Annotated in this window: 9 protein-coding genes; 7 read left to right on the top strand and 2 right to left on the bottom strand. The window is 64.0% G+C overall.

Annotated elements, in window-relative coordinates; all coding sequences use genetic code 11:
• The first annotated feature begins 26 nt into the window (after positions 1 to 26).
• The 3 genes from HSS18214_RS0105075 (at position 27) to HSS18214_RS0105085 (ending at position 4,000) form a co-directional block, all read left to right on the top strand.
• On the top strand, positions 27 to 1,643 hold the full coding sequence (locus HSS18214_RS0105075) for an alpha-glucosidase family protein (RefSeq protein ID WP_016914220.1): 1,617 nt from the start codon (positions 27 to 29) through the stop codon (positions 1,641 to 1,643).
• A gap of 66 nt (positions 1,644 to 1,709) precedes the next feature.
• Positions 1,710 to 2,816 carry an ABC transporter ATP-binding protein gene (locus tag HSS18214_RS0105080; RefSeq protein WP_016914221.1) on the top strand — a complete coding sequence of 369 codons (1,107 nt, stop codon included), beginning with the start codon at positions 1,710 to 1,712 and terminating at the stop codon, positions 2,814 to 2,816.
• 152 nt (positions 2,817 to 2,968) lie between these two features.
• Entirely contained in the window at positions 2,969 to 4,000 is a 1,032-nt protein-coding gene (locus tag HSS18214_RS0105085) for a substrate-binding domain-containing protein (protein ID WP_016914222.1), read from the top strand.
• 9 nt (positions 4,001 to 4,009) lie between these two features.
• Here HSS18214_RS0105085 and gap read toward each other — a convergent pair whose 3' ends face one another.
• A complete protein-coding gene (gap, locus tag HSS18214_RS0105090) occupies positions 4,010 to 5,011 on the bottom strand; it encodes a type I glyceraldehyde-3-phosphate dehydrogenase (RefSeq protein WP_026001738.1) in 1,002 nt (333 codons plus the stop codon).
• A gap of 260 nt (positions 5,012 to 5,271) precedes the next feature.
• On the opposite strand from gap, the gene pyk reads away from it, so the two are divergent.
• Complete coding sequence (gene pyk / locus HSS18214_RS0105095; RefSeq protein WP_016914224.1) at positions 5,272 to 6,738, top strand: pyruvate kinase; 1,467 nt, start codon at positions 5,272 to 5,274, stop codon at positions 6,736 to 6,738.
• A 22-nt stretch (positions 6,739 to 6,760) separates the two neighbouring features.
• Positions 6,761 to 7,237: a methylglyoxal synthase gene (locus tag HSS18214_RS0105100; RefSeq protein ID WP_016914225.1), complete on the top strand. Its 477-nt coding sequence runs from the start codon at positions 6,761 to 6,763 to the stop codon at positions 7,235 to 7,237.
• 34 nt (positions 7,238 to 7,271) lie between these two features.
• On the opposite strand, the gene cra is transcribed toward HSS18214_RS0105100, so the two are convergent.
• Positions 7,272 to 8,246, bottom strand: coding sequence for a catabolite repressor/activator (cra, locus tag HSS18214_RS0105105; protein ID WP_016914226.1), 975 nt, complete (start codon positions 8,244 to 8,246; stop codon positions 7,272 to 7,274).
• A gap of 236 nt (positions 8,247 to 8,482) precedes the next feature.
• Between cra and ptsP the strand changes: the two genes are divergently transcribed.
• Both ptsP and HSS18214_RS0105115 read left to right on the top strand, forming a co-directional pair.
• Entirely contained in the window at positions 8,483 to 11,350 is a 2,868-nt protein-coding gene (gene ptsP / locus HSS18214_RS0105110) for a phosphoenolpyruvate--protein phosphotransferase (RefSeq protein WP_016914227.1), read from the top strand.
• Positions 11,350 to 11,888, top strand: a 539-nt coding sequence (locus tag HSS18214_RS0105115) for a 1-phosphofructokinase family hexose kinase (RefSeq protein WP_016914228.1), incomplete at its 3' end; no start/stop codon positions are given. The genes ptsP and HSS18214_RS0105115, both read left to right, overlap by 1 nt.

Genomic DNA, 11,888 nt, shown 5'->3' on the forward strand with positions numbered 1-11,888 from the left:
AGCAACCGTTTTTAAGGAACGATGGTATGCAAGACAATACGATGTGGTGGCGCGGCGGCGTTATTTATCAAATCTACCCGCGCAGCTTTCTGGATAGCCGTGGCGACGGCGTGGGTGACCTGAACGGCATCACCGAGAAGCTGGACTACGTGGCATCGCTCAACGTGGACGGCATCTGGCTCTCGCCCTTCTTTACCTCGCCGATGCTCGACTTTGGCTACGATGTCAGCGACTACCGCGACGTGGACCCGATGTTCGGCACCCTGGACGACTTCAAGGCGCTGCTGGCCAAGGCCCACTCGCTGGGCTTGAAGGTGATGATCGATCAGGTGATCAGCCACACCTCGGATCAGCACCCCTGGTTCAAGGAGAGCCGTCAGGATCGCACCAACCCCAAGGCGGACTGGTTCGTCTGGGCGGACCCCAAGCCCGATGGCACGCCACCCAACAACTGGCTGTCGATTTTTGGCGGCCCGGCCTGGACCTTCGACTCCCGCCGCCAGCAGTACTACCTGCACAACTTCCTGACCAGCCAGCCGGACGTCAATTTCCACAACCCGGAAGCGCGTCAGGCGCAGCTGGACAACATGCGCTTCTGGCTCGATCTGGGCGTCGATGGGTTCCGTCTGGACACGGTCAATTTCTACTTCCACGATGCCGAGCTGCGGGACAACCCGCCGGTGCCCAAAGGCGAAGCCAAAACCCTGGGCGCCCCGGAAGCCAACCCCTACACCTGGCAGCGCCACGTCTACGACCTCAGCCGCCCGGAGAACCTGGGCTTCCTGCAGGACCTGCGCGCCTTGATGGATGAGTACCCCGGTACCACGACGGTGGGCGAAATCGGCGACGACAACCCTCTGGAACGCATGGCCGAGTACACCGCCGGAGGTGACAAGCTGCACATGGCTTACACCTTCGACCTGCTCAACATGCCGCATTCGGCGAGCTACCTGCGCGAAGTCATCGAGCGCTTCCAGCGCTTGGCGGGAGACGCCTGGCCCTGCTGGGCCACCTCCAACCACGACGTAGTGCGCAGCGCCACTCGCTGGGGCTCCGAAGAGGACCCGCACGCTTACCCCAAAGTCATGCTGGCCATGCTGTTTTCGCTACGCGGCAGCGTGTGCCTTTACCAGGGCGAAGAGCTGGGCCTGCCGGAAGCCGACGTGCCCTTCGAGCGCATTCAAGACCCCTATGGCAAAGTGCTGTGGCCCGAGTTCAAGGGCCGCGACGGCTGCCGCACGCCGATGCCCTGGAACGATGGCGAACAGGGCGGCTTCTCGGCAGTCGAGCCGTGGCTGCCCATGGAGCCCCGCCATCTGGCCTTATCGGTGAGCCGCCAGCAGTATGACCCCAACGCCACGCTCAATAGCGTACGCGCCCTGCTGGCCTTCCGGCGCCAGCACCCCGCGCTGTTCGATGGTGACCTGAACCTCGTGGACGTCGGCGACGATCTGCTGGGCTTTACCCGGCAAAAAGGCGACGAAACGCTGCTGTGTGTCTTCAACCTGACCGGCCAGACCCGGCACGCTTCGCTGCCCGTCGAAGTGACCAGTGACCTGGCCGTGGCCAACTTCACCGCCACCCGGGACGGCAGCGCGCTGACGCTACCGGCGTACCAGGCTGCCTTCATGCAGGTTGCCTGACCGCCACCGTTACCTTTAATAATGATAGCCGACCCGATCGCGGGTCGAGGTCGGCAAGGAGTTACCATGGCAAGTGTTACGCTTGAAAAGGTCAACAAGGTCTTTGGACGTGACCACATCATCAAGGATGTGGATCTGGCGATTGGTGACGGTGAATTCGTCGTGTTCGTTGGCCCCTCTGGCTGTGGCAAGTCCACCCTGCTGCGCCTGATCGCCGGGCTCGAGTCGATCACCGACGGCGACCTGAACATTGGTGGCACGGTGGTCAACGACCTGCCGCCACGGGAGCGCGGGGTGGGCATGGTGTTTCAGTCCTACGCCCTTTACCCCCACATGACCGTCTACGACAACATGGCATTTGGCCTGAAGTTGGCCAAGACCGCCAAGGAGACGGTACACGAGCGGGTCATGACCACCGCCAAAATCCTTCAGCTCGAAGAGCTGCTGCACCGCAAGCCCAAGGCGCTTTCGGGGGGCCAGCGCCAGCGGGTGGCCATGGGCCGCGCCATGGCCCGTGAGCCGCGCATACTGCTGTTCGACGAGCCGCTCTCCAACCTGGATGCCTCGTTGCGGGTGCAGATGCGCAACGAAATCGCCCGCCTGCACAACCGGCTGGGCTCCACCATGATCTACGTCACCCATGACCAGGTGGAAGCCATGACCCTGGCCGACAAGATCGTGGTCCTCAACCGTGGCCATGTGGAGCAAGTGGGCAGCCCCCACGAACTCTACCAGCGCCCGGCCACCAAATTCGTGGCAGGCTTCATTGGCTCGCCCACCATGAACTTCCTGCCAGCCCAGTTGACCAGCGGCTCCACCGACGGCTGCCGAGTCAAGGCCACGGGCATTGGCGAACTGGCGCTGCCACAATCGGCAGAAAGCTACTCGCCCGGCACGGGCCTGACCCTGGGAGTACGCCCCGAGCACCTGCGCCTGGAAGCCCCGCAAGGCGACAACTGCTTCGACATCGTCAATGTCGAGTATCTGGGTAACGAGGTGTATGTCTACCTGGAGCCTAAGGAAGGCAGTACGCTGCTGATTCATCGCAGCGAGGCCCCCAGCCAATGGCAGGAGGGTCAGCAAGTGTCGCTGGTGCCCGATCAGGCGCATGTACACCTGTTCGATGAAAGCGGCAGCGCACTGACGCTGTCGGCCAAACGTTCGGCGGCCTGAACCCCAGATCGCCCTCTTCGGCCCTGACCCAAGCGCCCTTCAATGAAGGGTAGTCTTGGCCCCCTCAGGGCCGCTATCCTGTGCAACACTCGAATAATTAGCCTGCGTCCTACTTAACCTGCTCAGGAAGCACCGTGACCGTTTCCCGTCGAATGACCCTAAAAGACCTGGCGCTGGAACTTGGCGTTTCCACCGCGACGATCTCCAATGCCTTCAATCGCCCGGACCAGCTCTCCCCCTTGCTGCGCGAACGCATCCTGCGCGAAGCCAAGCGGCTGGGTTACAACGGCCCCGATGCCAAGGCACGCAGCCTGCGCACCGGACGCTCCAGCATCGTGGCGGTGATCCTGGCCGAGAGCCTGACCTACAGCCTCAACGATGCCGTGGCCAGCGAGTTTCTCTCCGGCGTGGCAGAGGTGCTCGATGCCCACGGGCATACCCTGCTGCTGCTGCCGGGTCGCGGACACGCGTCACAGCTACCCAATTCCGCCAACATTGCCGATGGCTTCATCGTCTATGGGCTGATGCCCAATGGCAAGATGATCGATGCGCTGCCCAACCAGCGGCCGCTGGTCTCGGTGGATTTCGACATCGACGGCTACCCGACGGTGCATATCGACGACCGTGATGCCAGCTACGCCATGGCCATGCACGCCCTGCAGCAACGGCCCGAACGCCCTGCCATCATCAATTTGCGGCTGACCAAAGAGCACTGCAATGGACGGGTGACCGCTGCGCATACGCTGCTGCCCGACAGCAGCACCATCAGCCGCGCACGGCTGGCAGGCTTTCACGCAGCGCTTGCCGAACATGGCTTCGATACCGAAAAGGTTCCGTTATGGAATATCGAGGAAAATGTCTTCGATGTGTGCGCCCCGGTACTCACCGAGATACTCGATCAACCCGCCAGCCAACGCCCCGACCTGCTGCTGTGCATGTCTGATCGCATCGCGCTGACAGCGCTGACATTGGCCGAGCAACGCGGTATCGGCGTGCCCGATACGCTGCGCATTACCGGGTTCGACGGGATTGCCGAAGGGCAGTACCGGGCACCGCGACTGACCACGGTGCGCCAGGACAGTGCTGGCAAAGGGCGTACGGCGGCCAGGATCATCCTGGGTCGAATACCCAAGGCCCAGCAGCTGCTCAAGACCGAGCTGCTGCTGGGCGACACCTGCCCTTGAAACACCTGATCAGGCAGTTTTCTGCATGGCGATGGCGGTATCCAGCATACGGTTGGAGAAGCCCCATTCGTTGTCGTACCAGGCCATGATCTTCACCAAACGCCCATTCACACGGGTGTGATTGGCATCGAAAATCGACGAGTGGGCGTTGTGATTGAAGTCAATCGACACCAGCGGCTGAGCATTGACATCCAGCACCGCAGAGCCTGCAGCGGCTTTCTCGACGATGGCGTTGATCTCTTCTTTGGTCGTGTCACGCCCGGCGGTGAACGTCAGGTCGACCAGTGACACGTTGATCACGGGCACTCGCACGGCCAGGCCATCGAATTTGCCCGCCAGCTCCGGCAGCACCAGACCAACCGCCTGAGCCGCACCGGTCTTGGTGGGAATCATCGAGTGCGTGGCACTGCGCGCCCGGTACGGGTCCGAGTGATAGACGTCCGACAGGTTCTGGTCGTTGGTGTACGCGTGCACGGTGGTCATCAGACCGTTCTCGATGCCCACGGCATCGTTCAACGCCTTCGCCACGGGGGCCAGGCAGTTGGTGGTGCATGAAGCGTTGGAAACGACCTTGTGCTCGGCGGTGAGCACGTCGTCGTTGACGCCGTAGACCACGGTGGCATCGGCATCCGGGCTGGGCGCCGAGATCAGCACCCGCTGGGCACCGGCGGCAAGGTGTTTGGCCGCCGCGTCACGCTTGGTGAACAGGCCAGTACACTCCATCACCAGGTCCACGTTCAGGGCTGACCAGGGCAGATTGGCCGGGTCACGCTCGGAGGAAATGGCGATTCGGTCGCCGTCCACGGTGATGCTCTCGGCGTCGTGCTCTACCGTGAAGGGAAAATGGCCGTGCACCGTGTCGTGGCGCAGCAGGTGGGAATTCAATGAAGGGTCACCCAGGTCGTTGATGGCAACCACCTGAACGCGGTCACGGTAGCCGTTCTCATACAGTGCGCGCAGCACGTTACGGCCGATCCGTCCAAATCCGTTAATGGCAACTCTTATTGTCATGGTAGCACCTCTATCAAGCAGTGGTCGTCGATGGCGTATTCAGTAAAAAAATTACTAAAAATACGTCTTTAATCACCTGAAGGCCGATTAAAACCTGCCATAACCGCCCCAAAAGGCTAATAACTATCCAATATGTAGTAAAATTACTATATAAAGGCTATCGTAGTCCAATACTTAATGACCGATTCATCGGCCTGCGCGGCAACGCTCCACGGCTAGCTGTTTTGAGCGTTGCCCCTACCTATTCAGGAGTCTGCCCCATGACCACCCCAGCGCCCTCTTCGCCGCTTCGTCGTACCAAAATCGTGGCCACGCTAGGCCCGGCCAGTGATCGCCCCGGCGTGCTGGAGGCCATGCTCAAGGCGGGCGTGGATGTGGTGCGCCTCAACTTCTCCCACGGTTCGGCAGATGACCATCGTCGTCGGCTCAACGACGTGCGCGAGATTGCCCAACGCCTGGGCCGCAGCGTGGCAGCGCTGGGCGACCTGCAAGGGCCCAAGATTCGCATCTCGCGCTTTATCGAAGGGTCCGTGCAGCTGGAGGTCGGCCAGCCCTTCGTACTCGACATGACGCTGGATGCCCAGCAAGGCACCACCGAGCGAGTTGGCTGCGATTACAAGGCGCTGATCGAGGACGTGCACCCGGGCGACAGGCTGCTGCTCGACGACGGCCGCGTGGTGCTGGACGTCACCTCGATTAGCGGGCAGGAAGTGCACACCCGGGTACACGTGGGTGGCAAGCTTTCCAACAACAAGGGCATCAACAAGCAGGGCGGCGGCCTTTCCGCCCCGGCGCTGACCGACAAGGACAAACAGGACCTGCAGACCGCCATCGAGATTGGCGTCGATTACCTGGCCGTGTCGTTTCCCCGCAGCGCGGCGGACATGCAGGAAGCCCGCACCCTGCTGGGAGAAGCAGGCAAGGAGATCGGCCTGGTGGCCAAGCTGGAGCGTGCCGAAGCCGTGGCGGACGACGCAACCCTGGACGGCATCATCGTGGCCTCCGAAGCGGTCATGGTCGCCCGGGGGGATCTGGGTGTGGAAATTGGCGACGAAGCGCTGATCGGCACACAAAAACGCATCATCAAGCACGCCCGCACGCTGAACCGCGCCGTGATCACCGCCACCCAGATGATGGAGTCGATGATCGAGTCACCGCTGCCCACCCGCGCCGAGGTATTCGACGTGGCCAATGCCGTGCTGGATGCCACCGATGCAGTGATGCTGTCGGCGGAGACCGCCGCAGGCGACTACCCGGTCGAAACCATTGAAGCCATGAACCGCGTCTGCCTGGGCGCCGAGCGGGAACGGGTGGCCCAGGCGTCCGGGCACCGGATTCACGAGGGTTTCGAGCGCATCGATGAAACCATCGCCCTGTCGGCCATGTACGCCGCCAACCACCTGACGGGCGTGCGCGCCATCGCCTGCATGACCTCCACCGGCTACACCCCGTTGATCGCGTCACGCATCCGCTCTGGCTTGCCGATCGTCGGCCTGGCCCATAGCCCGATTGCCCAGCGCCGCATGGCGCTCTATCGCGGTGTGGTCTCGCTGCCGTTCGATACCAGCCAGATGGCCGCAGATCAGGTCAATGCAGAAGCCATCAAACTGCTCAAGACCCACGGATTGGCACGCCCGGGCGAGCATGTCATTCTTACCCGAGGCGACCACATGAACGCCCATGGCGGCACCAACACAATGAAAGTGCTGGCCGTTGACGCCGACTAATCCTTGCTCTGGAGAGCCCGACATGACCGATGCCCGCCCACCCCGCCAGGCCGTACGTACGCTGCCCGCGCGCAAGCGCATTGCGCTGATTGCCCACGACGGCAAGAAAACGGAGATGCTGGCGTGGGCGGAGCGCTGGAAGGACACGCTCAGCCAGCACACCCTGGTGGGCACCGGCACGACGTCGAGCCGCCTCTCCGCCGCCCTGGGTCTGCAAGTGGAGGGGCTGATGAGCGGACCGCTGGGCGGCGACCAGCAAATTGGTGCCCGAATTGCCGAGCAGCAGCTCGATATTCTGATCTTCTTCTGGGACCCCTTCGCTCCCCAACCCCACGACCCGGACGTCAAGGCCCTGCTGCGCCTAGCCGCCCTGTGGAACGTGCCGGTGGCCTGCAACGCCGCCAGCGCCGATTTTCTACTCTCCTCCCCTTACCTGGGGGAGCACTACGAGATGGCCATTCCCGATGCCAACGCCTGGGCCCAGGCGCGCTCGGTGTGAGCGCCGCCCGGGCATTCGCTTCACATCAGAATATTTAGCGGGAACGCAGGTGGCGCTCGACCACCTGCTGGCCAGGCTGGTAACGCCCGTTCATGGCATCCAGTGCACATTGCAGCGTCAGCTCGGCAATGCGGTCGTAATCCTGCAGTGCCGAATTGACCGGCTGAGGCAGGAAATCCAATAAGCGGTGATCGCCAAACGTGGCCAGCCGCAGCGACGCGGACAGCCCGCCTCTGGCCAGCAGCTCGTCGAAGACACCCTCCATCAGCGCATAGGACGCGGTGACCAGCGCATCCACCGGGCCGTTCTCAAACGCCTGGCGCGCCAGCGCGACCCCGACATCGCGTTCATAGCGCTCGCCGCTGAACGTCAGCGCCTGGATATTCTGCCCGGCCAGCGCCTGCTGAAACCCGGCCCGCCGCTCTCGGCTCACCGATAGCTCGGGCATGGCATCCAGCCACGCCACCGTGCGCGTGGCGGGGCTGATGACCGAGCGGGTCAACGCATACGCCGCCTGCTGGTCATTGCTGACCACACTGGCAAAGCGATGCGGCGCCAGCCCTCGGTCCACGCCCACCACGCTCCAGCCCTCTTCCGCCAGGTCGGCATAAAAGGGGTCGTTTTCCGGCAGACAGCTGGCGGTGATCAGCACTTCACAGCGCTGGGCACGTAGCGCCAGCGCCAGCGCCCGCTCGCTCTCGGCACAATCATCGGAGCTGACCAGCAAAAGCTGATAGCCCCGCTCGCGGGCGCCCCGCTCCAGCCGCTTGGCCAGCCGGGCGTAGCTGATGTTTTCGAGATCTGGAACGATCAAGCCAATCAAACGGCTTGCGCCACGGCGCAGGGCAGCGGCCTGTGGGTCGATGTGGTAGCGATACTCGCGCACCACCGCCATGACTTTTTCGATGGTGGCGGCACTGATTCGCCGCTGTTCGGCCTGGCCGTTGATTACATAGCTTGCCGTGGTGCGCGAGACCCCGGCCAGCCGGGCAATATCGGCAAGTGTCATGCTGGTTTCTCCCCTAATAAAGTCAGCAGTTTAGCAGCCGTTTCACCCTCTTCAGACCAAAGTCTAAAAAGACAAGCCTTGTGTCTAAAAGTGAATCGATTCAGCATAGCCACTATACACAGGTGACACGATTCATCCAGCTAACCTCAACGCTCTACGACTAACGTTTTATGCGCGCACATTCGCCGTCAATCGCAGACGTTGCCGTTACCTGACCGCGTTTACAGGAGAACCCTATGCTGACCCTCGGCCCTGATGACATCTTGCTCGACCGCCACGCGCAGGATTGGCAAGCTGCACTCGATAGCGCCGCCAAGGCATTGGCCGAGGCTGGCCTGGTGGAGGCCGAGTACCGCGATGGCCTGCATGCCCGTGAGGCGCAGTCCTCTACTTATCTGGGCAACGCCATTGCCATCCCCCACGGCACCCCGGAAAGCCGCCATCTGGTGAAGCGTACCGGCGTTCGTGTGCTGCAGTTCCCCCAAGGGGTTCAGTGGCACGACGGCAACACCGTGCATGTACTGGTCACCATTGCCGCACAAAGTGACGAGCACCTGGACATTCTGCGCCAACTGACCCACGTGCTGGACCGAGACGGCGTAGCCAGCGAATTGGCCAACGCCAGTTCAGCCACCGACGTGGCCCGGCTGCTTTCCCGCCCCGCCGTGGCTCCCAGGCTGGACGCCGACACCCTGTGCGTCAACTTCCCTGCCCGAGACCCGCAGGAGCTGGCCCTGGCCGCCGCGGCCCGGCTGCGCCAAAGCGGCTGCGTGGACAATGCTTTCATCAGCGCCGTGGCCAGCGCTGCGCCCCAGTGGCTGGGCAAAGGCCTCTGGCTCGCCAGCCAGGCAACGGGGGTACGCCAGCCCGCGCTGGGCGTGGCCACGCCCGCTGATGCCATCGAACACGACGGGCGCGCCGTTCACGCCCTCTTCTGCCTGGCGGCCAGCGGCGACAGCCACCGCCCGCTGCTCGAACAGCTGCTGGCACTGGTGGAGAGTGGCCAGAGCGAGAGCCTGATGGGCAAGAGCAGTGCCCAGCTATTGGCGCTGCTAGCGGGGGAAACCGCCCAAACGCAAACACGCCGTGTGCGCGTTCTCAACCCCCACGGCCTGCACGCCCGCCCGGCCAAACAGCTGGTGCAAATCGCCCGCGCCCAGCCCATGCCCATCAACGTTCGGCTGGAAGAGGGCAGCGCCACCACCGTCTCGGCGGCCAGTTTGACCAAGGTCATCGGCCTTGGCGCACGCCGCGGCCAGTGGCTGATTTTTTCCGCTGAAGGCGAACAAGCCAACAGCGCGCTGGAAGCCCTCGCCGCCGCCGTGGAAGAGGGCCTGGGCGAGAAAGTCACGCCCTTCGATGGCGGCCGAGAGACCCGCCCCGCCACCGACACCCGCCAGCCCGATATCACGCCACTGGCGGCCGATACCCCGCATACCGGCGTGGCGGCATCTCCGGGGCTGGCCATTGCACCGGTGTTCGTCATTCGTCCGCTGGCGTTCGACTATCCCGAGCACGCCAACGACCCCGAGGCCGAAGCGCGCCGCCTGAGTGCAGCGCTGCAGGAAGGCGCCGCCCAGCTGCAGGCGCTGGTGCATAACGCACCCGGCGGTGAAGTGGCCGACATCCTCTCCATGCATGAAGAGATGCTGGACGACCCCGAGCTGCGTCAGGCGGCGCTGGACGCCATCGGCGAAGGGCGCTCGGCGGAGGCTGGCTGGTGGGAAGCCATCGACACCGCCGCCCGTGCGCAGGAGATGCTGGCCGACCGGCTGCTGGCAGAGCGGGCCGCCGACCTGCGCGATGTCGGGCGCCGAGTGCTGGGTGTGCTGTGCGACGTGACCCTGCCCGAGCCACCCGACCACCCTTACATTCTGGTGATGGACGACATTGGCCCTTCCGATGTGGCGCGCCTGGATACCTCTCGGGTGCGTGGCCTGCTCACCGTTCGCGGCGGCGCCACCGCGCACAGCGCCATTCTGGCCCGTGCGCTGGGCATTCCCGCGGTGGTGGGCGCAGGCGAAGCGGTCATGGCGCTGGCCAACGGCGGCATGATGATTCTGGATGGCGAGCGCGGTCGCGTGATCTCGCAACCTTCCGAAGAGCGCCTGCGGCGCGCCGAACAGCAGCTGCTCGACCAGCAGCAGCGTGAAGCCGACGCCTGGGAGCTGCGCTTCGAGCAGGCCCAGACCCGCGACGGCCACCGGGTAGAGGTCGCTGCCAACCTGGGCAATACGGCCCACGCCGCCGATGCCGTCGAGCGTGGCGCCGAGGGCGTTGGTCTGCTGCGCACCGAGTTTCTGTTCATGGCCTACGCCAGTGCCCCGGATTTGGCGACGCAGATCGCAGAGTACCGTGAAGCCACCGATGCACTCGCTGGCCGACCGCTGGTCGCCCGAACGTTGGACGTGGGCGGCGACAAGCCCCTGCCCTACTGGCCAGTCCCCCAGGAAGACAACCCCTTCCTCGGCCTGCGCGGCATTCGCTTGGCGCTGACCCAGCCGGACGTGCTGGAAACGCAGCTTCGCGCCCTACTGATGGCCGCCGTAGGCAAACCGCTGCGCATCATGCTGCCGATGGTCAAGGACGTGGCCGAATTCCGCGCCGCCAAAGCCATCTACGACCGACTGCTCAAGGAAATCTCTGAACAGCAGCGCGCCACCGACGTGCAGCTTGGCGTGATGATCGAGGTGCCCTCAAGCGCGCTGCTGGCACCGACGCTGGCCGCCGAAGTGGACTTCTTCTCGGTGGGCACCAACGACTTGACCCAGTACACCCTGGCCATCGACCGCGGCCACCCGGAGCTATCTGCCCAGGCCGACGGCCTGCACCCGGCCGTACTGCGGCTGATCCAGATGACCGTCGACGCAGCCCACGCCCACGGCAAGTGGGTCGGCGTCTGTGGCGAGCTGGCATCGGATGCCATGGCGGTTCCGGTGCTGGTGGGCCTCGGCGTCGACGAGCTGTCGGTCAGCGCGCGGCAGATCCCGCTGGTCAAGGCCCGCCTGCGGGAGTTCGACCTGGCAGAAGCGCAGGCCACGGCACAGCTGGCCCTGAGCAAGGCAACCAGCGATGACGTGCGCGATGCGCTGGAGGCTCGCTGATGGCACGAGTGGTCTGCATCACGCTGAACCCGGCCCTGGACCTCGCCTTCGACCTGGAGACGCTGACGCTGGGGCAGGTCAATCGCCCCACTCGCGCCCAACTGGAGGCGGCGGGTAAAGGGGTCAACGTCGCCCGGGTATTGGCCAGCCTTGGCCATGAGGTGGTCGTCAGCGGCTTTCTGGGCCAGGACAACGACGCCCCCTTCTGCCTGGCCTTTCCGCATTACGGCGTTCAAGACGCCTTCGTGCGGGTGCCTGGCAACACCCGCATCAATGCCAAGCTTGCCGAACAGAGCGGCCGGGTGACCGATATCAACGGCCCCGGCATGCCCATTGAAGCAGCCCACCTCAGCGCTCTGCGCACGACGCTCAGCGGCCTGTTCGAGGGCACCGCCCCGCAGGCCATCGTCGTGGCAGGCAGCCTGCCGCCGGGCATCGACTCGGCCATCTTCAATGAGCTACTCGATTTCCTGAAAGGCTTTGGCGTGCCGCTTTGGGTGGATACCAGCGGTCCGGCACTGCTGACGGCCATCGCCGC

It is taken from the genome of Vreelandella stevensii S18214, from assembly GCF_000275725.1.
GTDB classification, from domain to species: Bacteria; Pseudomonadota; Gammaproteobacteria; order Pseudomonadales; family Halomonadaceae; genus Vreelandella; species Vreelandella stevensii.